The organism is Paenibacillus wynnii (genome assembly GCF_000757885.1).
GTDB lineage: Bacteria > Bacillota > Bacilli > Paenibacillales > Paenibacillaceae > Paenibacillus_AQ > Paenibacillus_AQ wynnii.
Window position 1 is genome coordinate 770,111 of record NZ_JQCR01000003.1, and the last position, 26,358, is coordinate 796,468.

General features: G+C 43.4%; 32 protein-coding genes and 1 riboswitch. Of the genes, 20 read left to right on the top strand and 12 right to left on the bottom strand.

All coding sequences use genetic code 11. From position 1 onward, the window contains the following. Positions 1–23: 23 nt before the first annotated feature. Entirely contained in the window at positions 24–1,139 is a 1,116-nt protein-coding gene (locus tag PWYN_RS28260) for a copper amine oxidase N-terminal domain-containing protein (protein ID WP_052088151.1), read from the bottom strand. Positions 1,140–1,352: 213 nt separating this feature from the next. On the opposite strand from PWYN_RS28260, the gene PWYN_RS18905 reads away from it, so the two are divergent. The 8 genes from PWYN_RS18905 to PWYN_RS18940 all read left to right on the top strand — a co-directional run bounded on the left by PWYN_RS18905 (position 1,353) and on the right by PWYN_RS18940 (position 7,205). Next, positions 1,353–1,550 carry a hypothetical protein gene (locus tag PWYN_RS18905; protein WP_036655182.1) on the top strand — a complete coding sequence of 66 codons (198 nt, stop codon included), beginning with the start codon at positions 1,353–1,355 and terminating at the stop codon, positions 1,548–1,550. An 89-nt stretch (positions 1,551–1,639) separates the two neighbouring features. Beyond that, positions 1,640–2,380, top strand: a complete 741-nt coding sequence (locus PWYN_RS18910) for a response regulator transcription factor (RefSeq protein WP_036655184.1) — start codon at positions 1,640–1,642, stop codon at positions 2,378–2,380. After that, complete coding sequence (locus PWYN_RS18915; protein ID WP_036655186.1) at positions 2,377–3,450, top strand: sensor histidine kinase; 1,074 nt, start codon at positions 2,377–2,379, stop codon at positions 3,448–3,450. The genes PWYN_RS18910 and PWYN_RS18915 overlap by 4 nt, the downstream gene beginning before the upstream one ends. Positions 3,451–3,714: 264 nt before the next feature. Continuing rightward, entirely contained in the window at positions 3,715–4,950 is a 1,236-nt protein-coding gene (locus PWYN_RS18920) for a molybdopterin-dependent oxidoreductase (RefSeq protein WP_036655188.1), read from the top strand. A 218-nt stretch (positions 4,951–5,168) separates the two neighbouring features. Next, positions 5,169–5,615, top strand: coding sequence for a hypothetical protein (locus PWYN_RS18925; RefSeq protein ID WP_036655190.1), 447 nt, complete (start codon positions 5,169–5,171; stop codon positions 5,613–5,615). An 8-nt stretch (positions 5,616–5,623) separates the two neighbouring features. After that, positions 5,624–5,836: a helix-turn-helix transcriptional regulator gene (locus tag PWYN_RS18930; protein WP_420805819.1), complete on the top strand. Its 213-nt coding sequence runs from the start codon at positions 5,624–5,626 to the stop codon at positions 5,834–5,836. Position 5,837: 1 nt separating this feature from the next. Next, positions 5,838–6,815 carry an NAD(P)-dependent alcohol dehydrogenase gene (locus tag PWYN_RS18935; protein ID WP_036655195.1) on the top strand — a complete coding sequence of 326 codons (978 nt, stop codon included), beginning with the start codon at positions 5,838–5,840 and terminating at the stop codon, positions 6,813–6,815. Positions 6,816–7,022: 207 nt separating this feature from the next. Next, entirely contained in the window at positions 7,023–7,205 is a 183-nt protein-coding gene (locus tag PWYN_RS18940; RefSeq protein WP_036655197.1) for a hypothetical protein, read from the top strand. 225 nt (positions 7,206–7,430) lie between these two features. Here PWYN_RS18940 and PWYN_RS18945 read toward each other — a convergent pair whose 3' ends face one another. Beyond that, on the bottom strand, positions 7,431–8,249 hold the full coding sequence (locus tag PWYN_RS18945; protein WP_052088153.1) for a CPBP family intramembrane glutamic endopeptidase: 819 nt from the start codon (positions 8,247–8,249) through the stop codon (positions 7,431–7,433). Then, positions 8,246–8,800: a PadR family transcriptional regulator gene (locus PWYN_RS18950; protein WP_169744134.1), complete on the bottom strand. Its 555-nt coding sequence runs from the start codon at positions 8,798–8,800 to the stop codon at positions 8,246–8,248. Before PWYN_RS18950 ends, PWYN_RS18945 begins: the two co-directional genes overlap by 4 nt. Positions 8,801–9,011: 211 nt before the next feature. Between PWYN_RS18950 and PWYN_RS18955 the strand changes: the two genes are divergently transcribed. Beyond that, positions 9,012–10,541: a flavocytochrome c gene (locus tag PWYN_RS18955; protein ID WP_036655199.1), complete on the top strand. Its 1,530-nt coding sequence runs from the start codon at positions 9,012–9,014 to the stop codon at positions 10,539–10,541. A 60-nt stretch (positions 10,542–10,601) separates the two neighbouring features. On the opposite strand, the gene PWYN_RS18960 is transcribed toward PWYN_RS18955, so the two are convergent. The 3 genes from PWYN_RS18960 to PWYN_RS18975 form a co-directional block, all read right to left on the bottom strand. Continuing rightward, the gene (locus PWYN_RS18960) at positions 10,602–10,976 is read right to left on the bottom strand and encodes a PilZ domain-containing protein (RefSeq protein ID WP_052088157.1); all 375 of its coding nucleotides are present in this window, start codon (positions 10,974–10,976) and stop codon (positions 10,602–10,604) included. Between the two features lie 263 nt (positions 10,977–11,239). Next, on the bottom strand, positions 11,240–12,589 hold the full coding sequence (locus PWYN_RS18970) for an FAD-binding oxidoreductase (RefSeq protein ID WP_084146789.1): 1,350 nt from the start codon (positions 12,587–12,589) through the stop codon (positions 11,240–11,242). 241 nt (positions 12,590–12,830) lie between these two features. After that, the gene (locus PWYN_RS18975; protein WP_084146790.1) at positions 12,831–13,571 is read right to left on the bottom strand and encodes a Crp/Fnr family transcriptional regulator; all 741 of its coding nucleotides are present in this window, start codon (positions 13,569–13,571) and stop codon (positions 12,831–12,833) included. A gap of 55 nt (positions 13,572–13,626) precedes the next feature. On the opposite strand from PWYN_RS18975, the gene PWYN_RS28265 reads away from it, so the two are divergent. Then, positions 13,627–14,469: a hypothetical protein gene (locus PWYN_RS28265; protein ID WP_052088159.1), complete on the top strand. Its 843-nt coding sequence runs from the start codon at positions 13,627–13,629 to the stop codon at positions 14,467–14,469. An 81-nt stretch (positions 14,470–14,550) separates the two neighbouring features. Beyond that, positions 14,551–14,661, top strand: a riboswitch (purine riboswitch). An 83-nt stretch (positions 14,662–14,744) separates the two neighbouring features. Beyond that, positions 14,745–15,692 (top strand): EamA family transporter, encoded by a 948-nt coding sequence (locus PWYN_RS18985; protein ID WP_036658938.1) that lies wholly within the window; start codon positions 14,745–14,747, stop codon positions 15,690–15,692. Positions 15,693–15,939: 247 nt separating this feature from the next. On the opposite strand, the gene PWYN_RS18990 is transcribed toward PWYN_RS18985, so the two are convergent. Continuing rightward, on the bottom strand, positions 15,940–16,197 hold the full coding sequence (locus tag PWYN_RS18990) for a hypothetical protein (protein ID WP_036655208.1): 258 nt from the start codon (positions 16,195–16,197) through the stop codon (positions 15,940–15,942). Positions 16,198–16,478: 281 nt separating this feature from the next. Next, positions 16,479–17,321, bottom strand: a complete 843-nt coding sequence (locus PWYN_RS18995) for a sulfurtransferase (protein WP_036655210.1) — start codon at positions 17,319–17,321, stop codon at positions 16,479–16,481. A 202-nt stretch (positions 17,322–17,523) separates the two neighbouring features. Between PWYN_RS18995 and PWYN_RS19000 the strand changes: the two genes are divergently transcribed. Genes PWYN_RS19000 through PWYN_RS19020 form a run of 5 tightly spaced genes read left to right on the top strand, consistent with a single transcriptional unit; the run spans position 17,524 to position 21,058 of the window. Further along, positions 17,524–18,480, top strand: coding sequence for an ABC transporter ATP-binding protein (locus PWYN_RS19000; RefSeq protein ID WP_052088162.1), 957 nt, complete (start codon positions 17,524–17,526; stop codon positions 18,478–18,480). After that, a complete protein-coding gene (locus PWYN_RS19005) occupies positions 18,473–19,219 on the top strand; it encodes an ABC transporter permease (protein WP_036655212.1) in 747 nt (248 codons plus the stop codon). Before PWYN_RS19000 ends, PWYN_RS19005 begins: the two co-directional genes overlap by 8 nt. 2 nt (positions 19,220–19,221) lie before the next feature. Then, the gene (locus PWYN_RS19010; protein WP_036655215.1) at positions 19,222–19,596 is read left to right on the top strand and encodes a GntR family transcriptional regulator; all 375 of its coding nucleotides are present in this window, start codon (positions 19,222–19,224) and stop codon (positions 19,594–19,596) included. Positions 19,597–19,622: 26 nt separating this feature from the next. Further along, a complete protein-coding gene (locus PWYN_RS19015; RefSeq protein ID WP_036655217.1) occupies positions 19,623–20,324 on the top strand; it encodes an ABC transporter ATP-binding protein in 702 nt (233 codons plus the stop codon). Next, the gene (locus tag PWYN_RS19020; RefSeq protein WP_036655219.1) at positions 20,318–21,058 is read left to right on the top strand and encodes a hypothetical protein; all 741 of its coding nucleotides are present in this window, start codon (positions 20,318–20,320) and stop codon (positions 21,056–21,058) included. The genes PWYN_RS19015 and PWYN_RS19020 overlap by 7 nt, the downstream gene beginning before the upstream one ends. A 72-nt stretch (positions 21,059–21,130) precedes the next feature. On the opposite strand, the gene PWYN_RS19025 is transcribed toward PWYN_RS19020, so the two are convergent. Further along, a complete protein-coding gene (locus PWYN_RS19025; protein WP_036655222.1) occupies positions 21,131–21,499 on the bottom strand; it encodes a PilZ domain-containing protein in 369 nt (122 codons plus the stop codon). 123 nt (positions 21,500–21,622) lie between these two features. On the opposite strand from PWYN_RS19025, the gene PWYN_RS19030 reads away from it, so the two are divergent. Next, positions 21,623–22,228: a pentapeptide repeat-containing protein gene (locus PWYN_RS19030; protein WP_036655224.1), complete on the top strand. Its 606-nt coding sequence runs from the start codon at positions 21,623–21,625 to the stop codon at positions 22,226–22,228. A gap of 85 nt (positions 22,229–22,313) precedes the next feature. On the opposite strand, the gene PWYN_RS19035 is transcribed toward PWYN_RS19030, so the two are convergent. Beyond that, positions 22,314–22,598: a hypothetical protein gene (locus PWYN_RS19035; RefSeq protein WP_036655227.1), complete on the bottom strand. Its 285-nt coding sequence runs from the start codon at positions 22,596–22,598 to the stop codon at positions 22,314–22,316. 179 nt (positions 22,599–22,777) lie between these two features. Between PWYN_RS19035 and PWYN_RS19040 the strand changes: the two genes are divergently transcribed. The 3 genes from PWYN_RS19040 to PWYN_RS19050 all read left to right on the top strand — a co-directional run bounded on the left by PWYN_RS19040 (position 22,778) and on the right by PWYN_RS19050 (position 25,831). Continuing rightward, positions 22,778–24,415: a sensor domain-containing diguanylate cyclase gene (locus tag PWYN_RS19040; RefSeq protein ID WP_240479790.1), complete on the top strand. Its 1,638-nt coding sequence runs from the start codon at positions 22,778–22,780 to the stop codon at positions 24,413–24,415. A gap of 191 nt (positions 24,416–24,606) precedes the next feature. After that, positions 24,607–25,299, top strand: coding sequence for a hypothetical protein (locus PWYN_RS19045; protein WP_036655229.1), 693 nt, complete (start codon positions 24,607–24,609; stop codon positions 25,297–25,299). Positions 25,300–25,312: 13 nt separating this feature from the next. After that, positions 25,313–25,831, top strand: coding sequence for a hypothetical protein (locus PWYN_RS19050; RefSeq protein ID WP_036655231.1), 519 nt, complete (start codon positions 25,313–25,315; stop codon positions 25,829–25,831). A 65-nt stretch (positions 25,832–25,896) separates the two neighbouring features. Here the strand turns inward: PWYN_RS19050 and PWYN_RS28770 are convergent, their stop codons facing one another. Then, a complete protein-coding gene (locus PWYN_RS28770) occupies positions 25,897–26,073 on the bottom strand; it encodes a CsbD family protein (protein ID WP_084146791.1) in 177 nt (58 codons plus the stop codon). A 95-nt stretch (positions 26,074–26,168) separates the two neighbouring features. Continuing rightward, positions 26,169–26,348, bottom strand: a complete 180-nt coding sequence (locus PWYN_RS19055) for a hypothetical protein (protein WP_036655234.1) — start codon at positions 26,346–26,348, stop codon at positions 26,169–26,171. Positions 26,349–26,358 lie beyond the last annotated feature (10 nt).

The following is a 26,358-nucleotide window of genomic DNA, read 5'->3' on the forward strand; positions in this document are numbered from 1 at the left end:
TTTTGCATGTTCATATGAGGTAATTATTTCTTCACAGCAGACAGCTTGATATCGTCATAGTATAACGTCGTAAGCCCCTCGTAACCAGAATCGGTGCCGATCATCACGAATAATTCACCTTTAGAGTTTGTTTTCACAGTTGTATTGTAACTGAAATTAACACGTTGAAAGCCTTCTCTGTCTGAATTAGGCTTCGTAATGTTCCCCAATATCTTCGCGTCAACGCCTTCATTGGACTGATCGCCTTTATCTATATTCATGCGGTAGTACAATCCGCTTCCATCATCTTTTTGGACGGCTTTCGGCTCTTTATTGAGGACAGCAGCCTTTACATAAACGGATTCACTAGGGGAGCCGCCGATGCCCGACATGCCACCGGATTCTTTGGTGTACATCCCTATATCGAGTTTAACTTGATAGGTTGTATTGGGAGTAAGATTTTCAACTTTTTGGGTAAGGAACATGAACAGGTCATCACTTCGATTAGCTCCTACGAGCTTAAGACCATAATTAGTTGTATTATTGCCACCGATGGGCAGGAGCGCTCTGGCATATTTCAGTGCGTATATTTCCTTGTTGTAATCCACTGGCAGGTCAGCAAAGTCACCCTTCCAGCCTTCATTGCTTGTATTGAAAGTATAGCTGATGCTCAGGTTGTCGCGAACAGTTGTGTTTTTAGTAATGGTGATCGTTTGGGTTGAAGGATTCCATTTCACTTGGGCGCCCATAAGTTCTGCAAGGCTCTTCGCGGGCACGATAAGACTGCCATTCACCAGCTTAATAGATTCGGGCAGCTTCGTTTGTTCGCCTTTCGCATCCACAGAGAATTTCGTGTTAGCTTTCAAAGTGATTTGGCCGAAGGGTTGTCCTGATAATGTAACCGTATGAGTATTGGGATTCCAGCTTATTGCTGTTCCCAGGGATTGTGCCAAAGCCCGCAAGGGAACCATGGAATGGCCATTGACAGTAAAAGGAGCAACGATTAGAGGATGATTTCCTGTACTGTTCGTGTAAGATTTCTTGTTCATTTGAAACTGTACGTGATCTAACGCACTTGCCGCTTTCGATTGCGGAACGCTCATGCTTGAGGAGAGTAGGATAGCCATTAAGCCTGTTAAGGCTATTTTTTTGTTGAACATAGATGTGCACCGCCTTTAGTAGTTATGTGTAATCAGACGACCCTGGCGGTGAGAAGGTTGCAAACAGTCTGATTTACCTTAGTCTGCTGAAATCGTAATACTTTTGTAATGTTATTCTAATGCTTTCGCAAGAAGTTCGTTCTTGTATGGTTAGCTTTGTTCGTTAAGATGGTTGCAAGTAAAGAAAACATAAATTTCAAGGAGGAGATTTTCGTGAAAAAAGGAATCTTAGCTGTACTATTCTTAGGGGTTGCGCTGGTACTTAACGCTTGTAATGCCAATGAAAAAGACATGAACAAAGAAAACATGAATCAATCGAACACCCAATCTGAAATGGGAAATGCGGATATGAAGGACGATACAATGGGCAATACGGATATGAAGGACGATACAATGGAGACAAAAAAATAGTTGGGGAGACTGTTTTGTCGAATCTGCTAGGCAATAAAGCTATAATATACTAATAGAATGCCAGCAGGCCAAAACAGGAGGAACCCGTCATGAGCGCCAAAATAATTGTAGCCGATGATGAACGGAATATTACGGATGTATGCCGCCGATATCTGGAGCGCGAGGGATGGTCGGTTTGGGTGGCGGCAGATGGTGAGGAAGCGCTGCGTTTGTGGAGTGAGCATCGTCCGGATATGCTCATTCTCGACTTGATGATGCCGAAGCTTGGCGGGATTGAAGTATGTGATCAAATTAGACAAGTCGAAGAGACTCCAATCATTATGCTAACGGCTCGGGGAGAGGAAGCTGACCGATTAGTAGGTCTTACAATGGGTGCTGATGATTATATCACAAAGCCATTCAGTCCAAGAGAACTCGTGCTGCGTATCAAGAATATTTTGAGAAGAACGGGCGTTCATGCAACTACAGCGGCAAAAGATCAGCACCTATTTCCTAATGATGAGGAGACCGATAAGCCCCCTATTTTTTTTGAAGGATTGTCGATATATCCTCTGGAAAGGCGGGTAACCGTAAGGGGGGAGGCGGCGGAACTGACGGCCACGGAATTTGATCTGCTGCATCTATTAGCCATATATCCGGGTAAAGTGTTCTCGCGAAGTCAACTGTTGAATCAAATATGGGATGTTGCTTACGACGGTGATACCACAACCGTTACGGTACATATGCGACGCCTGCGTGAGAAAATTGAAGAGAACCCGTCCGATCCGTCCTGGATTAAGACCGTTTGGGGAATTGGTTATAAGCTGGAAGGCAAGGGTGTGAGCGAATGAAGCTTCGAACCTATCTTTTGCTCGCTAACATGATAAGTATTGCATTTATTATTATTTTGCTGGTGGCTTTCTATCGTTACATGCTACTTTCTATGGATCAATTTATTTGGCTGACCTCTGCGACTGTTGGAGCGGCAATTGTATCGGCGCTACTTCATTTTTTACTCCTACGTCCTATAGAAGCCTCGGTGCGAAGGGTGGGAGAAGGAGCTGGACGGATAGCGGCGGGCGATTTGGAAGCTCGAATTGAACATACGGGATTTAAAGAGTTCAGACAGCTCGCTGATCAGTTCAATCATATGGGAAGCAGCCTGGAGACAAGCTTTCGTCAGGTAAAAGCGGCGGAAGCCTCACAAAGAGAGCTTGTCGCCAACATGGCACATGATCTACGCACCCCACTCGCTTCGGTGCAATCTTATGTGGAGGCCTTGCAGGATGACATTATTCAGGATGAGGAGACCTTCCGCAATTATCTGGCGACGATTCGTTCAGAGACCGTCAGACTCGGTAATCTAATTCAGGATTTATTCGAATTATCAACGCTGGATGGAACAAAGCAGGAACCTGATGAACTGAAGCTATCGATTGTCGAGGATGTACTTGTTGAATTGCTTCCGCGGTTTACAAAGCCAATTGCACTGAAGTCATTGCAGTTAATAGTGAGGCTTCCAGATCGTCGAGTGAGTATAATAATAGCTCCAAGGCATCTGCAGCGAATACTACAAAATCTACTTGAAAATGCAATAAGGTATTCCCCAAAAGACGGACTGCTCTCTCTAACGGCGGAGGAAATAGAAGATCCGTACGGAAAACTCGTCCGATTTGAAGTTTGCGATGAGGGAGAGGGTGTTCCTGTTGAAGAAAGAGAGCGGATATTCGAGCGATTCTATCGTTCTGAACAGTCGCGGAGCCGTGAAGGTGGCGGTTCTGGACTTGGTTTATCCATTGCAAAGCTTTTGGTTGAGCATTCAGGAGGGCAAATCGGTATCCAACCCGCGGGCAAAAACGGGAGTGTCTTTTGGTTCACCCTTAGAGAAGCCGTTGATGCTAAAAAAACTTCAGAGATATGAATGCTTCTTGAAGGATAAGCTATATAGATTGAACTTGATAAACTGACAAAAAGGATTGAAGTAACGGAGGGGAATTTTGGAACTGGAAGAGCGGTAGCGTCCGCCTTTGTCTCCGGATTTCATCCGCTAGTAGCGGTAAAAATCCAGAAATCCGGAGACAACAGCGGCTGGAAGTCCAACATTCACCGTAGTTACGACCCAAACCCAATGTAGCAATATCTTAAGTTCATCTTATACAGAGGGTTAAGAGGGAGGCGGAATTAAATGGGCGGATTCCTGGAGCGAGTGCGCAAGGGCTATGGGAAAAAGCTGGTATCTCTTCATGCGTGGAACGGATGGATCGTCTTAATTTTAGCTTTAACCGGTCTTATCCTAATCAGCGGTTTCTGGCGGGGTTTCCTGGGGGAAGGGCGAGTATGGATTAAATGGCTGCATATTGCTGTGGGTGTAGCTTCCATCCTTCCGGTTTTTTACTATTTATTGCTTGCTGCCAAACACTGGAGGCAGCTAAAGAAGAAACCTTGGCAGCGGTTCAATGTACTTGTTGTGCTGGGACTACTGGTTGGATGGTTTGGCTCAGGTGTATTGTTATGGCAGTTCAGAGCAGTAGGTCCTAGAATATCGAATATCGCTTTAGTCACACATGATTTACTAACTTGGGTAGGTCTCCCGTACATCATATATCACTCCATAACACGATTGAAATGGCTCAAGGAACCGAATCGTCGGACGATTAAGAACACCCATGCGGTTGAGGTGCTTCACCCCGCTGCACCGCAACCCGTTTATACGCGAAGGGCCTTTATTCGAGGCGCAGTCGGGATGGGGCTTGCGGTTACACTCGGACCCTCTTTTCTAAAATGGTTGGGCAGCTCTATTGGAAGCATGGGCGGAAGTCAAACGATTGATAAATGGATTGAGGATAATGCTAATGTACTTGTCCCTGATCCGGTACCTTTACCGGCATCTACACTTCCCCTCGGCGGTGGTGCGGAGGGGCATTTTCGGGTTTATACGGTGACGCCAATTCCTTCTTTTACGAATGACAATTGGTCGTTCACAATAGATGGACTAGTCGACAAGCCTTTCAAATGGAACTGGGAGCAGTTTCTGGAGCAGAAACGGTTGGTGCAGGTCAGCGATTTTCACTGTGTTACGGGCTGGTCCGTATATAAGAATACATGGGAAGGCATTCCGCTTAAGACACTGCTTAAACAAGCAGGTGTCAAGGCAAAGGCCCGGACGGTTAAATTTTATTCTGGAGATGGCGTGTATACCGATTCGTTGACACTGGAGCAGGCTGATTTGGATGATGTCATGGTAGCAGTTATGCACGACGGCAAGCCCATTCCGAGTGATCTTGGCGGGCCTGTACGGCTTATCGTTCCGAAAATGTATGCTTACAAGTCGGTCAAATGGTTGAATCGGATTGAATTGATTGAAGATGATCATGTTGGATATTGGGAAGTACGGGGCTATGCAAAGGATGCTTGGGTATGACCCGTTTTAAAAGAAGCCACGACACAAAAACAACCGAGAGTCTTCTAAATAGAAGCTTCTCGGTTGTTTTTTTTTTTTTTTGCAAATTTAGGCGGAGGAGTCAAAATTTATTTTGGTATTTGGTGTAATGTATAGTTGACACGGTGTATGGTTTAAGATACATTATGTATATAATATTTGACTAGCAAGATTAGGTTACTGAGAAGGGGGAAAAAAGTATGTCCTATCAAGAAAAAAAGAACATCGTATCCTTATTGGGCTCTTTTCTGGTATTTGTATTGTATGGTTTGTATGTTTTTCAGAAGAATCCTGTAGGGAGCATTGATTCAGCCTATACCTTCAGTTTTTGGGGAGGGGTTATCTTAGTCCTAATCCCTGTGTCCATCGTAGCCAAAATCATCATTACCATTGTTTTCAATATGATCTATAGAATAACGACTAATGAAACGGAGCCTTCATTCTCTGATGAACTAGACAAATTAATTGAACTGAAAGCCACAAGGAATTCTCATTATGTGTTTACTCTTGGTTTTCTTGTAGCGATGGGATCACTCGTTATAGATATGCAGCCCACGGTAATGTTTATTATCCTATTGTTCTCTGGGTTTGTATCAGAGATGGTTGGTGGTATTACACAGCTCTACCTTTATCGGAGGGGAGTTTAGTGGGTAAAATGCTTATTCGCAACAATGTTCGAAAATTACGTTTTAATCATGATGAAATGACTCAGCAGCAATTAGCTGAAAAAGTAAGTGTGACACGGCAAACCATCGTAGCTATTGAAAAAGAAAAGTACTCACCTTCTCTGGAATTGGCATTTCGTATCGCTCTCGTGTTCAACTCGCCGTTAGAGGAAGTTTTCTTTATAGAAAAAGAGGAGGAATAGTATGAAAGCGATCGTATGTGAAAGGTACGGAACCCCGGATGTTCTTCAATTCAAAGAGGTAGAAAAACCGACTCCCAAAGATAATGAAATACTCATTAGAGTATATGCGTCAGTAGTAACCCCGTCGGACTGTTCTTTTAGGAAAGCAGATCCCTTTATAATCCGACTTTTTTACGGACTTACGAAACCCAAAAACCCAAGAACAGGCGTAGAGTTTGCCGGGGAGATTGAAGCCGTAGGCAAGGATGTGAAGTTGTTTAAGAAAGCGGATCAGGTGTATGGCCTAAGTCCAAATACTTTTGGCGCTCATGCCGAGTACATGTGTCTACCTGAAGATAAAGCAGTGACCCTAAAACCGGTGAATTCAACATATGATGATGCAGCCGCCGTCAGTGATGGAGCTCCTACTGCATTAATATTTCTAAGAGATAAAGCGAAAATTCAGAGCGGGCAAAAAATCCTTATCAACGGCGCTTCTGGAGCGGTAGGGGCTTATGCTGTACAGCTTGCCAAATACTACGGAGCAGAAGTTACAGGAGTATGCAGTTCAGCGAATTCGGAAATGGTGAAATCTCTGGGAGCAGATAAAGTAATTGATTATACCCAAGCGGACTTTACCAAAGGTGGTCAGACGTATGACATTATTTTCGACGCAATAGGCAAAAGCTCATTCTCACACTGCAAATACTCGCTTAAGCAAAAAGGGGTCTATCTTACAACGGTCCCTGCCCTTACGACTATGCTTCAAATGTTATGGACATCGAAAATCGGCAGCAAAAAGGTGATTTTTACGACTGCGGGCTTACTCCAGAACAAAGGAAATTTAGATTTCCTTAAAGAACTTTTCGAGGCAGGGAAGATAAAATCGGTCATCGATAGACGTTATCCCTTGGAACAGACGGCGGAAGCACATAGGTATGTTGAAAAAGGGCACAAGCGGGGAAATGTGGTCATCAATTATAAGCCATTCTCGAATTAGGGATTACACAACGGGACATACTTTTTATGGCAGCGAATGGGTTGCTAGTTTCAGAACGAACAGAAGGGAGCACACTACATGCCTCGCCAACCGAAAAATGAGAAGGGCAAAAAGAGTCCGGGAAACAATCACGATTCAGCAGTTCCAGGTTCGACCAAAAAAAAATAAGTTAGGAAATTCCGAAAAAAGTTGAAGGAGGTTGCAACTATGGCATCAAGCCGAAATCATCAAGAGGCGCATGGAATCGGACAAATTGAAGAACAACTTCAACAGCAGGCAGACGCAGCAAAAGCTATCCAAGGCAGTAATGAAACAGATCGCGAAATTGCTGAGGCTGTGAAAAGCGATAAGCATACCTCATTAGACGAGATTGCCGGTAATAAAGAATAAACATAGATAAAGGGATTTTCGCAACTGCGGTGAATGTTTGGACTTCCGGCCGTTGTTGTCTCTCGATTTCTTGATTTAAGCCGCTTTTCGCGGTTGAAATCGGGAGACAAAGACGGTCGCTAACGCTCCTACAGTTCCAAAATTCCCCTTCGTCGCTTTCACCCTTTTTGTTAGTTTTTCAAGTTCAACTTATATCCATGAAAAGTTAAAACCCACCTAGGTTTCTTACCGAAGGTGGGTTTTAACGAGTCTTCTTTTATACATCCACAACCCAGCAAGTCCAGTCAAAGCAATAGTAAGAATTCCTTCGGGGCTGGGCATGGCTATAATGCTGAAGTTCTCATGAACTAGAATGAATTTTTTCAAAATCAATGTATCTATGAAGGCATTTCCCATCGTGTGCATAAGGACGGCTGGCCATACGCTTTTGGTCATTAACAGAATTTCACCATATAGTATCGCCATGGCGATCACACCAATCATCATACGGGGGATATAGGTGATCATGCTTTCCGTAGTATCGAGGAACAGGAATAAATAAGGAAAATGCCACGCCCCCCAAACCAATCCAACGGTAATATGGACGAGGAAGCGGTTGATCCCCAGTGTGAACAGTTTTGGCGCCAAATAACCTCTCCACGCAAATTCCTCGAATATATTCTTGAAGAAGCCCGGTAGGAGAGCCATACCAAATGCTGCTAAATAGGTAGAAGACGAAGGTGATATTTCTGTCCAGTCCAGTCCCAAACCTATTCCTACAATCACCACAGTCATCAAGGGATAGAATAGGATACTGAACATATACAAAAATAGGTTACCTTTGAATCGGGGATTGAAACCGAAATCTTTCCATCCGTCACCCATCCAACTGCGCATAATCACCATAGTTAAGAGGGGGGACACAATCCATATCAGCTGTCCGAGGCTGCCGTTCTTATCCGTTCCGACTTGCAGATCCACCAGCCGCCCGATCCATCCACAGCTTAACGCGATGATCGAGAAAATAATAACGTGTTTAAGCGTCTTGTTTTTCTTTTCCCTCAAGATTCCATCTCCTCTTTTAACTTCTGTAAGTACTTCGTGTACCATTCTTGCAAGAAAGCATAATAATCCATGCCAAATTCTAACGTATCCAACCGGGTTTTAACTTTAGGGTTGTTCAGAAGTTCTTTGTTTTCCCCGATCTTTTCCCGGTTCATTTGCTGAATCTTCCTCATGGTTGCTCCGACATTTTCAATTTCATGTAAATACGCTTCGACAAGTTCGAGTTTTCTGGAGTTTTCGACGTAATTAAAGAAGAACATTTTGACGAGTGCAGGATCCCTGGGTTTGTCTAAGGCGATTGATTTACCGGCCCAACGCAAAAACTCTTCTTCCCCTTCCTCGGTAATGGAGTAGACTTTCTTACTCCTTGCTCCCTGAAGCTCCTCTGTTATATGGACATGTCTATGCTGAATCAGCTTCTTCAGGGCCGGTTGTATACTGCCTTGGCTGGAATTGTAAAAGAATCCGGTGCTCGATTCCATGCTTTTCTTCAGATCATAGGACGATTTATCCCCGTCTAACAGTAATCCTAAAATAATTTTATCCTGCATGAACATTTACGCCTCGTTTCTACAAGATATGTCTACTAGACATATTTGATTTGATCATAATGCCCTTTTATGGATTTGTCAATTTGAAACTCCACTCGAAGAATCGGTTACTATAATTACTAAACGCTTTTTTAAGTTACTTAAGCTTCCCTAGACAGCAGCTTTGCCGCTATGATTATTGTGAAAATATGCACAAGGGGGCAAGATTTTAATGAAAAAGACAACAACAGCGGCCCTTATTCTCATTCTCTCGGTCATGATCGTTATCGCAGGATGCGGCAACAGTAACAGCAACAGCAAAAATACCGAGAACAAGAGTAAGGACAATGAGACAAAAAAAGTTGAGGCAGTATCAGGAGCATCCGAAGCCAGTTATACACCGTACGATCAATTAAAAGATAAATATGATATCATCATTGTCGGTGCGGGTGGTGCAGGTATGTCTGCTGCACTTGAGGCCAAAGCAAAAGGCTTGAACCCGGTTATTTTAGAAAAAATGCCGGTTGCCGGAGGGAATACAACAAAATCTTCTTCGGGAATGAACGCTTCTGCAACTAAATTTCAAAAAGAGCAAGGCATTGAAGACAGCAATAATCTATTTTATGAACAGACTTTAAAAGGCGGTCATGATACTAACGATAAAGAGATGCTTCGCTTCTTTGTTGATAATTCTGCAAGTGCTATCGATTGGCTGGATTCCATCGGAATTCGATTGAACAATATCACCATTACAGGCGGCATGAAGGAAAAGCGCACACACCGTCCTGAAGACGGCTCGGCGGTAGGACAATACCTTGTTAAAGGTCTTGTGAAGAATCTGCAAGAGAAAGGCATTCCGCTTTTTGTAAACGCTGATGTCAAAGAAATCACCCAAAAAGACGGCAAAGTTAATGGCGTCAAAGTCATTTTTAACCAAGCTGACGAGAAAGTGATTACAGCTGCGGCTGTAGTTATAACTACCGGTGGTTTCGGATCCAACAAGGAAATGATTTCTGAAGTTAGACCTGATTTGGAAGGGTATGTAACTACAAACCAGATTGGCAGCACCGGCGACGGTATAAAGATGATTGAGAACGTTGGCGGTACAACGGTTGATATGGATCAAATCCAAGTTCACCCGACGGTACAACAAGAAAAATCCTATCTCATAGGGGAAGCCGTTCGTGGGGAAGGTGCTCTTCTTATTTCAAGTAAAGGTACACGGTTCACCAACGAACTGAATACACGTGATAAAGTCACAGCAGCAATCAATACGCTTCCTGAGAAAACTGCATTTCTTGTATTTGATTCCGGTGTAAAATCCCGCGTTAAAGCCATTGAGCAATATGAGAAAATGGGATTCGTTATCCAAGGGGATACCATCGAGGCTTTGGCGAAAGAAATGAATGTCCCTGCTGATCAGTTAAAAACAACACTGGATACATGGAACAGTGCTGTAAAAGCTAAATCGGATGCCGCATTCGGCAGAACAACAGGCATGGACAACGATTTGTCCAGTGCGCCATACTTCGCGATTAAAATCGGCCCTGGGGTTCACTACACCATGGGTGGTGTGAAAGTCAACATGAACACCGAAGTTTTAAATAAAGACGGCAAGCCTATTACAGGTCTGTTCGCGGCAGGAGAAGTTACAGGCGGATTGCACGGTGAAAACCGCATCGGCGGCAACTCGGTTGCAGAAATCATTATTTTCGGTCGTCAAGCGGGTATCAAATCTGCTGAATTTGTAAAAGCACAATAAAACAGGAGCTGATCCAAAAGCCATCAAAATGGCTATCTGGGTCAGCTCTTTTTTAATATCTCAGCGAACCAATATCTTACCTTCACCAGCTAAACTGCGCAGTATTTTTGGAAGACGATCACGATCAGATTCAGGAATGTCTAACTGTAAACCGTAATGGAAACTGCCTTCCAGTTCCTTGGTCCATTTCAAAGTTCCTTCTATATACATAGATTCTTCGGTAAGATCCATCTCCATGCCAACGCGAACCCTATTATTCTCCGGATCGACATTCAACGGTAGCGACAAATGACAACCGGAACGACTGATGTCAAACATCAGAGCTCTTACAGGCTTAGAAGGAACTGGGATCCCATTAATACTAAGGATATGAAGATCAAATGAAGCGGGTTCTTTAAGGGTATATCGAAAAGGTTCGGTTCTGCGATTAGTCATATGCTCCTCCATACTATTCCATTTGTAGACTATTTTATATTTATCGACAGGAAAGCTGGAATAGTAAATAGTTTTGAAATGGAAAAGGCATGGAATATCCGTAAACCTCCCAAGCAATCCACTGCAATTATGTATGCATTTATTCATGGTCTTGTGGAATTGAATATTTATTTAGCTGTTCAATTTGCTGTAAAACGGAAAGAGGCTGTGACACATCGCTAACTTCCGATCTGTCACAGTCTAATAGATTTACACATTAGATGCTAAACTATGCGAGCCGGAGGAATACTTTGGGGATTGTTAAACACATTTCCAGGGTCATATTTAGCTTTTACTCTCCGTAATCTAGGGAAGTTCGTTCCATAGTAAACCGGCCCCGAATTTTTGATTCCTTGGTCAGGAACGTTAATATAGGATCCTACGATAAAGGGTTGCAACTTCCGGCGTGTATTGCGAACGACGGCGATATTTTTAGCGGCCTCAGATTTCTTGATCCATGAGCTGTTCCACTCTACATAAAATTTCGCTTTACGCCAGAAAAAAGCTGTTGATTTAGGTGTTTTACGGCTAACAGCGCCGCCCCAGTTCAGGAAAAAGAATCCCGCATCTTTACCTTCTACATTCTCCAAGAATTCACGCATGGACTTAATAGCCTTATCCGGGAACGGATTTCTAGCGAAACCACTAGAGAACTGGTTACTGTACCTTTGGGTTAGCACCGGATCGGGAGCTAATAAAAAGCTCACTACTTGCGGGTAGGGTAATGACCGGATTATTTTAGTCTTGGTAGTTCCAACGCTCGTAATAGGTTTTAACAGTCGGACGGCCTCTGTTTTTGATCCGAGGAACAGCCCAAGCATGGAAACATTGCCGCCCTTTTTCGGACCGATGGATAATTCGCTGCCGAGTTTGGTATTGACGGAAGGAGCCCATTGTTGCCATGCTTTGAATACCTCTTCGAATTGATTCCATGGCCAGGTGACGCGAAATACGGTAGCTATGGCTGGAGCAGGGCGTACTTTGAATTTGTACCGGGTGTATACGCCAAAGTTACCTCCGCCGCCCCCGCGGGAAGCCCAAAAGAGATCAGCGTTGCAACTTTTGTTAGCACGAATAACCCTTCCCTTAGCATCAACCATTTCGAGTTCGATCAGATTATCGCTGACGAGGCCAACCGTCCGTTGGAGCGGCCCGATTCCTCCGCCGAGTGTAATTCCCCCGATTCCAACTGTAGCGCTGTCACCAAAGGGAGACATGAATCCTTGCCCAGCAAGCGTGTGTGCGATTCTACCTACCGTATTTCCTGACTCAACAATAGCCGTTCCACTTCTTTTGTTTAGCTTAATCTTCTTCATTTGACTTACATCGATCACAATGCCCCCGTTGACCTGTGAAAGATTGACTTCCAGAGCATGTCTTCCGCTTCTTGCCCGGATAGGGACATTATTTTTATTCGCCCATTTAATAGCGTTCGCCACATCTTTAGTAGTTTGTGCAAAAACAAACACTTTGGGGAATTTATCGGTATGTGGATCCCAATTTTTTCGAGCCGAATCATAACCCGGATCACCTTTAAAGATAACTCGCCCGGTAAGTTCCGTTTTGGATTTCACAAATCCCATCTCCTTTTGAGCAAATGATTTCACTGTAATCTAACAACCAGGATCCAATATCCTATGAAGGGCATTAGTCTAAGGAGTGGGCTAATTTAAAAAATTGATTTTGAATATAAAAAAACAGAGCAACGGAGGTTATGCCTCTGATGCTCTGTATTTATAAAAAGATTGTATAAAACACTATAAAGTGACAATTTTCTCTCTTAAACTGTTTGCCAGCACACAGAAATTCTTTCCATTATAAGTTAGTGTACTTATATAACGAAGATGAATGCCATTCTCTTTCACAGTTGGAATCCTCTTCGTCATTTGCTAAATGTTTTAGTTGAGCGAGATTGGTAATTGTTATGTATTTATTACTTATAGAGATTAACTGTTTAGCTTGTAACTCTCGCAAGGAAATCGTGACGGATTCTCGGGTTACACCTATCATTTGTGCTAAGTGTTGGTGGGTGACTTTCCAATTGATTAGAATGCCGTATTCAGCCACAACTCCAAAGTTTGTGTACAGATCTAACAGCAGGTTAGCCACACGAATACGAGAATCTAGAAATGCTATGTACTGTAGTTTGCGATCAGCTTGATCAAGTCTTTCACTCACTACATAGAAAAGCTTTCTGAGGATTTTTGGATAGAGGTCGATTAGTTTATCCAGTTCAGGCTTTCGGATTACCCAGAGTATGCTCTTTTCAAGGGTAGCAACCGAAGCCAATCGTTCATTCTTTGCGTGGACAACCTCTAATTCCCCTATGGTTTCGCCTGGAAATTGATGACCCAGAATAAGTTCTTTTCCCTCAGACTGACGGAATATTTTGAGTGAGCCCGACTTAATTACATACATTTGCATCCCAAGATCTCCTTGCCAGAAAAGGGTCTGGTTCTTGCTGTAATGTCTTTCTGAGAACATGGATAACACGGACTCTGTGTCTGCAATCTCAATACCTGCAAACAAGGAAGTTTTCAAAACGGAATCAAACAAATCGTTCCCTACTCTCAAAATGATATGAAAAATAAATTCTGGAGGTTAATCAACAATGAAGAAAGTAAACAAGAAGATTGTATTATCTATCGCTACCATCGCAGTTGTAGCAAGCGCTTTTTCTGCTGGGGTTATGGCTAAGGCAACGCTCGAGAAGATTCAGGCTTTCAAGGACAACGGAGTCTCTTTTAAAGTGAACGGTAAGGCTTGGGTTCCACAAGATGCTAAAGGAAAGAAAATTAGTCCCATTCGTTACAATGATACACTTTTTGTACCTGTCGCGGCTATTGGAAAAGCTACAGGATTTTCCTATAAATACGATAATAAAACACAAACGGTAGAATTATCTGGGCCTACTTCAGGAGGTAGTTCAACCGCTTCAGCAACTCCAACGCCCTCACCAAAGGTTACGCCTGCCCCTGTGGAGTATGCGAATCCCAGTATGCTGACGGTCGATATGTTCATTGAGAATTATAACAAGGCAAAAGAAGTTTACGCGCCTGTTATTAATAGGAATGATTTTACACTGGGGAATTATCCAAAAGCGAGCACAAAAATATATGACTACAAATACATACCTCTCGATAGTAAAACAAGAATTGTGTTTGCTGCATTTACTGATCCCGAAACAGGTGAACTAGGTCAAGTCAATCCGAATATACAAGGACCTTATACAAAAGAAATTATGCGTAGTTTTCTGAGTGGGATGTTAGGTGGACCTGAGAACGCTGATGAATTTATTCAGAAAAATTCCTTTTACACTGAAATTAACAGAGCTGATGTTGCTACTCCTAAAGAGTTTTCCTATAAAAGCTACAAAATTAAGCACTACCGTGTTTCTGGGCAGTTAAACTTTGATGCGTTATCTATTTACACAGCAGCTCCACCGCAGGAGTGATGTACTTTAACTTTAATTTTAAGGAATTAAAGTTGACATCAAATTACTTTCCGTGTAGCATTTGAAAAGTCGTCATTAATGTATTTAAATAAATACCGTTCTCGTATAACTCCGCATTCAGCAGATGCCTTAAGGGCGGAGGTTTCTACAGGAAGCCTACTCTTCCTAACTACGATGATAAGGAAATGGATCCATTTCCCTTATCCCGGAGTTAGGTTTATTTGCGTCATGCGAACTATTCAGAATGTTTTGGAGGTATTCATATTATGAAAGATATGAAGTATTTGATATCCGTCCTAGCGGGGGCTATGAGCTACGGGATATTATCAACAATTGTTGTACTGGCTTATGCTGAGGGTTACCAGTTGGGAGAAGTGGTGGGTACGCAACTGCTGACGGGATGCATACTAGCCTGGTTGCTGGCACTATATACTAAGGTTAGAGAAAAGCGTGAACAGCGTACGCAAAGTACTACGTGTGATCATTCGACTGTGAATAGGGATCGAATATCCTGGAAGAACAGAATACTGCTTATGTTGGCCGGAACGCCTACGGTGGTAACGGGTCTGATGTATTATCAATCCCTGCGTTACATTCCGGCTTCACTCGCGATCATTTTGCTGTTTCAGTTCACTTGGATCAGCGTGATGATTCAAGCTGTCAGTAAACGCCAGCGACCCGATAAGGTTACGCTGCTGACTTTGCTGCTGCTGTTCGGGGGGACAGTGCTTGCAGCAGGAATTATGGGTCATGGCGTAGCTCATTTTGATGTCCTGGGTCTTACTTTGGGCCTTCTGTCGGCAGTAAGTTATTCCATGTTCATTATTTTCAGTGGTAAAGCTGTTCCTGCTGTGCATCCCGTGTACCGGAGCGCCTGGATGATTACCGGAGGCATGCTGCTGCTGTTCATTTTATTTCCACCATACTTTCTGTTTAACGGTTTGCTGTGGGGACAGCTGCTGCTGTTTGGATTCTTGCTTGGATTGTTTGGCGCGTTTATTCCACCTGTGCTATTTGCAATTGGCGTCCCTCATATTGGAGGGGGCATGGCGGGAATTCTCGGAGCTGCCGAGCTGCCGGTTGCCGTATTGCTATCCTCATTCGTGCTTCATGAGCAGGTGAGTGTACTACAGTGGGTTGGGGTTGTCCTGGTGTTGTTGGGAGTCGTGATTCCTGAGTTGTATAAGTTGCGCTGGAGAAGAGAGTGCACAATAACTTCATAATTCTCTAGAAAGTCCTTGTTAACTTCAATTATAAAAAAAGTATCGAGCGCGGCTATCCACCTTGCTCGGTACTTACCCAATACATATTGTTATTCGCTATTCAGATTTTTTCATTCAGCAGTAGAGATTGGCTTCGGAGACCGACGGCGAACGGATTGCGCGGCAAAAAGCCGCCCGGAATTCGCATGCAGCGAAGCCCGGGCAGCCCGTCATATTCTTATTCGTTTACGCTCACCGTTTTCTGAGATCATACCGTTTGCGCCTCAGGTTCCCGAGCTGTAAAGGTGTCGTCCTTTTCCGTGGACTCGGAGTCCCGACGCTTGACTACTTCCTCGTCTCGCACCCCATTTAATTCATGTTCGTTCTGGTGAAGTTCTTTGAGCATATTCCGGTAAATATGGGCCTCCTGAAGGTTCAATCCGTCGCGATTTTCTCTTGAAATCCAGTTCTCGACCGTTTTCTTAAGGATTTCACTTTTCCGTTCCAGCAGTTCCGTATAACTCAATTCATTTCATCCTTTCCGATTCATGGTTTCAGACGCCGGATGGACCTTGTTCACTTGTCGGCTCGTACGTTTAAGGTCACATCCGACGTAATGTTTACCATTATACAGGAAATCATGAACGCACCCAACGCGGACCAGTTGTTCTCAGAAAGGGTGAGCACTGCTCAGACCGGATAGGGAGTTCTCAACGGACCGCTTCGTAGAAGTGCGGCCGGATGCTCCGGGATGCTGACAGATGCTTCTCCTTCATAAAATCGTTTTTTCAGGTATATTACGTGCTTTTAACCCTGATCTGACCCAGTAGTTACCGCATTCCCCTCATACGAAATCCAATCACTCCAGCTCCCCGCATACAACTTCACATTCTTGTATCCTGCTTGAGTAAGCGCCAATACATTCGGGCAGGCTGTTACGCCTGATCCGCAGTACACAATCACTTCCTGCTCTTGCTCAATATCCGCAAATTGCTCCTTTAGCGCATCGGCTTTCTTCCATCGCCCTTGCTCATCCAGTACGTCCTTCCAGAACTTGTTGATCGCCCCGGGAATGTGCCCCGCCTTGGCGTCAATAGGTTCTTCCAGTCCAAGATACCGACGGTGTTCACGGGAGTCTATAATCAACGGCCCTCCATTACGAACCACCTCTTGAACATCCTCCACACCAACAACCATGTCCTGCTGTACATCAGCGACAAATTGACTTGGAATCCGTACTGCCTGATGATCACTCACTGGGAACTTGGCATTTTTCCAAGCAGAGTACCCCTCGTCCATTACATAAACGCGTTCATGCCCGAGATAGCGCAGTAGCCACCACAACCGGGAAGCATAGGCGCCGCCTTGATCGTCATAGGCTACAACGATGCTGTCCTTGTTCATGCCCACTTTGCTAAATACCTGTGCAAGCTCCGTAACATCAGGCAGCGGATGACGTCCACCATGACTCCCTACGGGTGCGGAAAGCTGCTCTTCCAGATGCAAATAGATAGCGCCGGGAATATGGTCCGCTGTATATGCGATTCGTCCAGCTTCTGGATCAGAGAGCACAAAGCGACAGTCGACAATCACAAGTTCTGGCTCATACATTCGTGCCAACAGCCAACGGGTGGAGACAATGGGTTCCATGAAATATCCCTTCCTTCTCATAATATGTATGGGGATATTATAGCGGATTAGGGTGGAAAAGGCTCGCAGAGAAATGGATGTATAAAATAGACTTTACAGAGCTATAATGTTAGTGTACTATTTAACTATAACACTGACACGATGAACATAAGGGAATAGCAATACCTTGAAAAATGTAGATATGAGAACAGGGAGGATTACCATGAATCAACAAAGGATGGAACACGGAAAAGATCCCATAGTGCTGCAAATGAACGGTGTAAGCAAGATTATCAAAGGAAATTCTATAGTCGAAAAGCTTTCTTTTGATATCCGAAAAGGAGAGATAGTAGGGCTTCTGGGTCCGAACGGTGCAGGCAAGACGACAACGATAAGGATGATGACAGGGCTGATCCGAATGACAGAAGGGGATATAATCGTTCAGGGTCACAGTATCCGAAGCGACTTCCGAGCGGCTATTGCTCATATCGGAGCCATTATCGAGAACCCGGAGTTCTATCCTTATATGACTGGGCTGGATAATCTGCTGCAATATCAACGAATGTCTGAAGATGTGGATCAGGCACGAATTGATGAGGTTGTAAGCTTGGTTGGCTTGCAGGAAGCCATGGGCAAAAAGGTTAAGGCTTATTCACTTGGTATGCGTCAACGGCTGGGCATTGCTCAAGCGTTACTGCATCGGCCGAAGCTGCTAATTCTCGATGAACCTACGAACGGTTTGGATCCGGCGGGGATTCGGGAAATGCGGGATTACATGCGTACAATCGCAGAGGTTGAAGGGATTTCCATATTGATTTCGAGTCATATGCTAGCCGAGATTGAACAGATCTGTCACCGCGCAGTTGTCATTCAGAACGGGAAACTGGTGACTGTGACTCAGCTTGGGGCAGAGATGGATCAAAGCAAAGAGGTAACCTTAACCATGCGGGTAGACCATACGGAAACCGCCGAAACCATTCTTAAAGGGATGGCAGAAATCACAACCCTCAACATAGATATCAATCGCAAAGAATTGACCGTATCCCTAAATGATGATGACGTACCAAATCTGGTATCTGCACTTTCAGCAGGTGGTATTGGTATCTACCGGATTACAGAGAACAAACAAAGCTTGGAAGAAGATTTCCTGAAATGGACAGGGGGCAACCGCATTGCGTAACTTTAACCGATTAGTGCTGAACGAATGGTTCAAAATATCAAAGAAACGAACTTTCCTCGTGGCCTATCTGCTCGTAATTCTGCTGCCACTGTTAATTGGCTATATCATACATTCGGTGAGCGGAGATATGTTCAAATCAACACTCGATTTCACTAAGGAAATGCTGCTGCCAAACGGCCTAGGTCAGGCCCTTACAATTATTGCGATTATTGGTACTGCCGGTGTGGTGGCTAAAGAACACAGTCAAGGAACGATCAAGTTCTTACTGATTCGTGCCCGCAGCCGCACGGCAATTCTGGCCTCGAAATATGTAGCGGTTCTACTGTATGCCTTAAGTTTGACGTTAGTTGTTATTGCCGCGACCTACGCTTCGGGTGCTCTCTGGTTCGGTGTTAGCGGGGGAGAAGCCGGTATAAATGATATTCTCCAGTCCGTCATGTATAGCTTCGTATATGCAACTATGTATTTGACGCTTGCATTTATGATCGGCATATTGACAACCTCGACAGGGGTAACGATTGGAATCACGATGTTCGCCATCACCATAGATAATATTGTAATCCATAAAGATTTCTATAAATATTTCTTATTTCCGAATATGAGCCTCGTGGCCTATGAGAATGGCGGAGCGCCAATGCCGGGGATGACACTCACCTTTTCTATAGTGATGCTTTCCTTATATTTGCTCCTATTCCTTCTTGTCGGGTTTACGGTGTTCAGACGAAGGGACGTTGCCTGATCATGACGATCGAATTCGATAACAACCTGCCCATTTACATCCAGATTATGAATTATATCAAAGGGGAGATCGTTACGGGGAAGCTAAAGCCGGGAGACAAGGTTCTTTCGGTACGTGAGCTGGCTAGTGAACTGCAGATCAATCCAAATACGGTACAACGAACCTTTCAGGAGCTGGAGCGTGAAGAAATTGTGGAGACGCGGCGAGGTATGGGAAGATACGTTACAAGTGAGGAAGCTAAAATTATGAAGATAAAAAAAGAAATGGCGAGTGATGTGTTGGATCGTTTTATCCGCGGAATGAAGGAGCTTGGTTTCGAGGGTGAAGAGATTGTAACGGTTGTAGCAGAAAGTATTCGGAGGACGGATAAGGAATAGAAATAGGGAATAGGGGGATTTAGAGAGTGCTTAATATACTTCAAGTAAATGAGGTTACCAAAAAATATAATTCCAAGCAAGCGCTGCGCGGCGTGTCCTTCGAACTGGGGGCTGGCAAAATCACTGGACTTCTCGGTAGCAACGGCAGTGGTAAAAGCACGTTAATGAAAATAATAGCCGGGTTGATTCAGCCCACTTCCGGATCAGTTTCTGTTCTAGGTAATCCTGTTGGCTTAGAGAGTAGAGCTGTAGTCTCGTTCATGCCTGACCGTCCACTTACAGAATCATGGATGAAGGTATCTGATGCGATACAGTTTTACCGTGACTTTTATGCCGATTTCGATAATGATAAGGCACGGCGTATGTTGGATTTCATGAAGCTTAAGGAAAGTGAAGCTGTCAGAACCTTATCCAAAGGGATGAATGAGCGCCTGCAGTTGACGCTGGCTTTATCGCGTAGGGCTAGTCTATATCTGCTGGATGAGCCCATTGGCGGGGTGGATCCGGTGGCTCGGACAAGGATTCTTGATGCGCTCGTAGAGTTTTATGAGGAGGACAGCACCATCCTGATATCAACCCATCTGGTTACGGATATAGAGCGGATTTTTGATGATGTCATCTTTTTAAAAGAAGGCGAAATCGTTATGCATCGTGAAGTGGAAGATATTCGCCTTCAAGAAGGAAAAAGTATTATTGAATTGTTCAGAGAGGTGTATGCAGAATGTTAAGGCTGGTTAAGTATGATCTTAGGAGAAACAGAGACCAAATCTGGATAGCTTTTGTAGTCCTAATCCTTGCTCAGTTGGGGATATGGATTTCTGCAGGAGTGTCAAATTGGGGTAATGAGCCCATGCTTATTCTGTATATTACATCCTACTCTATTCTGGGAACCATTCTGACGGTTCAGGCTTGCCGTACGTTCAATTACAATTTGAAATCTTACCATCGTCGTCTACTCCCTTTGAAGTCGGTGTCTACTGTTCTTTCACCTCTGCTCATGTATTTGATATTGTTGCTTGGTGTTTCAGCTCTGGCAGCTATCCACTTCGGGCTATACATGGTGTTGGCTCCCGATGTCATTCCTATTCATACCTGGATTGTCCCGGTTGTGGGATTGCTGCAATTGCTCTGGACTGCCTGCTTCGTGTTCATTTTTCTGATGTTGGGAATAACGGTTGCCCGCAGCTTACGATTCAAAGGGAGAGTATGGATTGGAATAGCGGTGTTCCTCCTGGTTCTGAATGGATTTTCTCTGATGGAGAATTGGCTGATCGGTGAAGATAATAACTCATTTGTTAATGCCCTCCAATTCCAGATGACCGATCAAGGAACGGTCTCGGAGGGTGGGATCACGGTCTCCATAGATGTATACACGTTTAGCTCAATTCTGGTAGAAGTAAGTTTTGCACTTATTATAATCTACATCATCACACAACTGATGAATCGGAGAGTTGAATCTTAAACACAAGTAAGGGTGTTCCACTTCCATTTTCATGGATTTGGAACACCCTCTTTTGATATAAATGGTTGTTATTTAATGCTGTGCAAGCGTCCAGATCTCAATCTCATGCAGAAGCAATTCTTCTTCAGCATCATTTAAATCTAGCCGTACACCATATTGGAATTGGCCGAGACCGAACATCCATCCCCATCGGACACTACCCTCCAACTGAAGCTTTATCTCATTTAGTTGAAAATGAATAATCAGCTTAGTATCTCCTGATGTGAAGCGGAGGTTCAGAGAAGAGCGTATCTTACAGCCCGAGCGGCTTAAATCAAGCATCACACCTTCAGTCAGCTTACCTGCACCTGGTCCTGTATTACTGGCCGGAACTTCAAGCCAACAATCAATCGGCTGGTTCATCACATACCGGAATGGTTCTTTTCTGCTGACACCCTCCATAGTTTACCACCGCCTCTTTATTTGCTATTATATCGAAATGATCCTTACACGACAATCTCCTAAAGTAGTATATTTAATAGAATATTTAAAATACATAAAATGAAAACAAAAGAGGTCGATAAAATGTACCAATATACCAATCAAACATTCCACACACATAACTTTGATCAGGCCAATCTTCAGGATGGCGAACTGAATAACTGTACCTTTGAGAAATGCACCTTTCGAGGGACCTCTATGGAAGAGATGACGTCAACAGGCTGCCAGTTTATAGATTGTGATTTTACGGGAGCATTGTTGAATGCTTCTTTGCACAAGGGATCGGCCTTTACGAATTGCAAATTCATGGGAACCAATCTGTTCGTTTCCAAGTTTGAACAATGCAAAATGATGGGTTCTGATTTCTCAAATGCTTATATGGACGGCATTACTTTACTTGGAGGAGACTGGTCATACACGAACCTAAGACATACAAATCTTAGCCGTCAGGATCTGAGAGGGATTAAATTAACCGAAGCTGATTTATTTGGCTGCAATTTGGAGAAAAGCGATATTCGGGGGGCCGATTTAAGCCACGTACAAATGGGGCAATGCAAGCTGAAGGGTGCCGATTTGCGGGATGCGAAGCTGGATGGAATCGATTTGAAAAGTCTGGATTTGCAGGGTGTTAAGCTGGATGTAGCACAGGCAGTCCTGCTGGCTCGTTCTTTTGGCGCAAAGGTAGGTTAATTCAAAAAGCAGTCTCTTCATCAAGCTATACAGATCATAGCTCAGGAGAGACTGCTATTAGGCAGCCTATGTAAACTTGACTAACTTACAGGCTGTAAAGTGAAGCCATACAATCAACGAACATTTTGTTGTACTCCGAGCGGCTCAAATCGTGGGATGAAGAGATATCTCTGCCCAGGAATTCGAACCAGGTAATTTCGGTGCCATCTTTTTTATATACGAATTTTTGATGCTGAATGGAGAACACATCATTTTCATACGAGGGAACATTCTCATACTTCAATTCGACGCCCTGCTTTTCAGATATAAGTGTAGCAAGCAGGATTAACATTTTAAACGGATCATCGTACATTTCAAATTGTTCGGACATTGACGTCACTCCTTATTTTAGCATGTAATTCTTAGCAGATTATACTACATAGAAACTAAGTAAGCACTGTAGTAAGAATAACTCAGTACAAAATTGATACATTACGTCAGCTTTATTAAGAAAGTCATTTATTTACCGATATATATAGCAGTAGGAAACAGAGAAGGAGAAGGTCAACGATGCCCATGAATTTGAACTTGCGCACCGTTTTTTCAGGCGCTTTTGCAGTTACCGTTATTTTACTGACGTTACTTCTAAGTTATATCATTGGAAAAGAATCCACGAAGTCCGTTGAAGTTAGTATCGGCAGTTCTCTAGCTGAGGTTGCCTATCAAATGTCTGAGAATCTGGATCAATTCATGTGGTCACGGACCGGGGAAGTAGAGGTTCTTAGTAAACTGAATGCTTTTCAAGAGCCTGTTCATAAAGAAGAGATAGACGGGCTGTTGCAACAATTGAGAAAGAGTATGCCAGTTTTCTCTTGGGTAGGTTATTTGGATACGAAGGGTAATGTGATTTCTTCAACCGATGATATGTTGTTAGGTGAAAATGTATCAGAGAGACCTGTTTTTAAGGAAGGAGTCAAGGGACCTTTCACTGGGGATGTTCACGAAGCTGTACATCTGGCTAAGCTGTTACCAAACCCATCAGGAGAACCTCTGCAATTCGTCGATTACAGTACGCCTGTATACAATAAGCAAGGGAACAAAATGGGTGTCTTGGCCACACATTTCAGCTGGGAATGGTCACGTGAGGTGGAGAAGTCCATTATTGCGCCGCTGCAGGAACGTCTCAAAGGTGTGGAAGTATTCATAGTGAGTAAGAAGGATAACACCATTCTATTAGGTCCTAAGGGTGAAATGGGACAAAAAATGAACAGTTATGCGCTTAATCAGGCCCGTTCAGGAAAGAATTCTTGGAGCATTGATTCGGATATTAACAAAAATTCTTATCTAACAGGTTACTCTTATGGTGACGGGTATTTAAATTATCCTGGACTGGGTTGGTCCGTTATTATTCGCCAGCCTGCTTCCATAGCTTTAGCTTCTGTAGACCAACTTGAAAAATTTATTATCTTGGCAGGGCTGGCAGCAGCAGTCTTATTTGGTATCCTTGGCTGGTTTATGGCGGATTGGATTGTTCGCCCGCTTAATCATATTGCAGCTACAGCAGATTTGTTGAGTTCAGGGGTTAATGTAGAGATTCCAACCTCGAATAGGTTCAAGGACGTTGCGGTATTATCGACTTCGTTGCGTAATTTAGTCAGTAATTTGGCCAAAACAGAGCCGGCTCTTAGTTATATGTCAGATATGGCCCGTCATGATTCGCTTACAGGTCTACCCAACCGATTGGCACTGGATGACTTTCTCGCGCATGCGGTAAGCCGAGCCAAACAGAATCACACCACACTTAGTTTTCTCTATCTGGATTTGGATGGTTTTAAGCAAGTGAATGATACCCTGGGGCATAGCTTTGGCGATAAACTGCTACAGGAAGTATCCTTCCGTTTATTGGATTGTACACGTGACAATGAAATTGTTACACGGATAGGCGGAGATGAATTTGTTGTTATTTTGCATACCTCGGCAGTTAAAGCTATGCAAGAAGCAGAAGTGGTTGCCAAACGTATAATTAATAAGATTAATGAACCTTTCTATATTGAGGATAAGAGGATTAATGTCGGCTGTAGTGTAGGGGCGGCAGTATGGAGTCCGGAGAGTCAAGATACGAGTGAAACGCTACGTCTGGCCGATGAAGCGCTATATATTTCAAAACGCAGCGGTAAAAATCGAATTACCTTCGAAACAGCTGTGTAAGAATGGTCAAACACCCACTCAATAGAACCTTCGCATAGAATGACTGTGTAATACAAATACCGCCGGAGCGTTTTTATTCCGGCGTTATTTTGTGTTGCATCGCAACCATTTAAAAACATTTTCGTCTATATATAACAGTTACTGGAACGGAAGCTATCCAATATGCATCTGAAGAAGGTGGGTGTCTTACTATGAAAATAAAAATGCTTATCCTGTTAACGGTAGCTATTCTGCTAAGCGGCTGCTCGATGAGGGGAAGCTCAGCGATTGATTGGGTTGATTTTGTAAAGTTAAATGGAAATTCATACTCCGGATCATGGGAAAGTGTAATTAAGAATCCAAATCTTGTCACCCGTGAGATCGTTGGTGAAGTGAAATTTAAAGTCTCGGATGTCGTCACAAATCCTGATTATCGAACGAAGGATGGTGATGCAGCCTTTTTGGAAAAAGGAACGAAATTATACCGTGTTGAAGGATTTAAGACAAATGAAGTGATTGCGGCTAGAGATAAAGGAAGTATTGGCGGATACCACTTATATGTGGAAGATGGTTTTTATAAAAACGTACGGCAACATTATAAAGACGTAATCAAAGACAATGTGGAGCGAGTTGAACTTTTTTATCTTGAGGATGTGAATCCCTACAAGACTTTAGTCGATGATGAGAAAAAGCGATTTATTCACCTGCTGGAAAGCGGGAAAAATACACCAAATTACACCCCTCAAAATAAGGATGGCGATCCGGAGTATTATAAAATAGTCTTTTATATCGACGAGCCGATTGCCTTTAGATTTACTCTTGTTGATGATGGTATAAATGTCTTTTTTTCACCTTGGGATACCAGACTTGTCGACATAGAAATTCGAACACTACTTCAGCCTTGAAAGAGGGATTCTTATGATATCATCTAAAATTAAATTATTTGTCATTATGAATGTTATGCTATTCCTAATGGTTGGCTGTAATCATGGCAATAAGGAGAGCGCTGTTGATGAATTCTCGCTCTATTTGGTTAGTGACTTATCTACAACTGAAGCCATGAGTAAAAAGCTTGATGATCTTCCATTAGAGGCTATACCTGTACTCACCGACAAGGAAATTAGAACATACAATTGGACAGAACATGAATTCACAATGAAGGAAGGCATTAGCTTAGAAGAAAGGTTAGAAGGGAAAGTACCAGCAAGTGGTAAACCTTTTGTTATAGTTGTGGGTAATGAAAGAATATATCTAGGAAGTTTCTGGTCCTATTATTCCTCTATATTTAATCCTGATATTCCAAAGATCCCTTCTATGTGGGATAAAAGAAATGGTAATAATATTTACAAAATACGATATGGGAAAAATCAGGATCCTAGAGTCAATGCTAAAATACTTAATGCATTAAGAGGATTAGGGAAAGTTATTAATGATTAGAAAGTGAAAAGGTCACAATAAAACACCCACGAGGCGAAATGCCTTGTGGGTGTTACTCTTTTCCGTCATCGGCTTTTCAGTTCGCCAATTTTTTCCTGGAGCTCGCCTTTTAATTTATCTTTTTTCCCTTCTGCTTGAAGACGGGAGTTGCCTGTGGCGTTGCCGATCTGATCCTTGATTTCACCCTTGGCCTTGGATACGCCGCTTTTGATTTTGTCGCTAAGTCCGTTGTGATCGTTCATGTTCAACATCTCCTTTGAAGAGGATATTAGGTTATTACCCATTAGGGCGCAAGACTAAGCTAAGTTCCATTGGGTACCAACGTCTACGACTTGACTTACTGTTGCATGTCGGGCTTGATTTCAGGTGGAATATTGTCAGGTTTGATCTCCGGTTGCACGTCGGGGTTGACCTCAGGTGGAATACTATTAGGTTTGATCTCCGGTGTTGGCGTCGGGTTCGGTTGCACTTCCGGTATCACCTTGGGAGTGATTTCAGGCGGAATATCTTTTTCCATGAGTAACACC